Consider the following 236-nt stretch of genomic DNA (forward strand, 5'->3'; position numbering starts at 1 on the left):
CGACGACACAACACCTGTACAGTACGCTCTACTTCACTATCGCGCCCTATTAATGGGTCAATGTGGCCTTCGAGCGCTTGTACGTTTAAATTAGTGGTAAAACTGTCGAGCTTGCTTGCTTCTTCGCTTTGCACTTCTTGTACGTCTTCGTGAATATCGTCGGTGTCATCGCCTAATTCATCATCGCCTTTGGCAATGCCATGCGAAATAAAATTAACAATATCGAGACGTGATAT

The 236-nt window shown here is 44.5% G+C and carries 1 pseudogene; it reads right to left on the minus strand.

The window, feature by feature from the left end:
- Positions 1 to 236, minus strand: a pseudogene (locus AAEY62_RS24740) (hypothetical protein); the annotation flags it as partial.

Source organism: Pseudoalteromonas sp. GW168-MNA-CIBAN-0100 (assembly GCF_040309225.1).
Lineage (GTDB): Bacteria > Pseudomonadota > Gammaproteobacteria > Enterobacterales > Alteromonadaceae > Pseudoalteromonas > Pseudoalteromonas arctica.